Below are 638 nucleotides of genomic sequence, written 5' to 3'. Positions count from 1 at the left end.
CCACTTGAGCCGCCATAACCAATTCGGTCGCGGCAGCCCCAGCACCAATGATTGCCAATTGATATTGACTAGCTTGCCGCGCCTCAGCCAAAATCTGCTGCCAATGCGTGATAAAACCTGACAAGGGACGAATAGCGATTACGTCTGTACTAGCGTGAGTATCCGTCTTAGCATAGCTGTCTCGTTTATCTAACCAACGCATATCTGTCTCTGCACCCGTATTCAATGACAACACATCATAATCAAGTGCCAATCGCTCATCGCCCGTTGTCGCGACCATATTGGATACCGCATCGACCTGTACGATCGACTGCTGAATAAAGCGTACACCCGCTCGCATACAAAGTGATTTTATATCGATACTGATATCGTCAAGCGAGTAATGTCCTGCCATCCAACCAGGTAGCATTCCTGAATATATAGTCTGCGGCTGCTCGCTAATTAGAGCGATGTCTATAGCCGTTCCCTTAAAATCCGTACTCTCTAGCTGCCCAGTAACAAGCCGACGTAACAGTCCAATATGAGCATGACCTGCCCCTGCTAACAATAGTTTCTTTGGCGACAGCTGTTTCATTGGCATCCTAATCAAAGTGATGGATAGATGTTTGACGAGCGAGTTCTAATGCTGTTCATATAAG

1 protein-coding gene is annotated in these 638 nt (G+C 47.0%); it reads right to left on the bottom strand.

The genetic code is table 11. From position 1 onward, the window contains the following. On the bottom strand, positions 1-574 hold a 574-nt coding region (locus ACS8FC_RS18530; RefSeq protein ID WP_439297870.1), incomplete at its 3' end, for an NAD(P)/FAD-dependent oxidoreductase. Positions 575-638 lie beyond the last annotated feature (64 nt).

It is taken from the genome of Psychrobacter sp. 1Y4, assembly GCF_051847555.1.
Note: the sequence above shows the minus strand (reverse complement) of the source record. Positions and strands in the feature narration are given on the sequence as shown.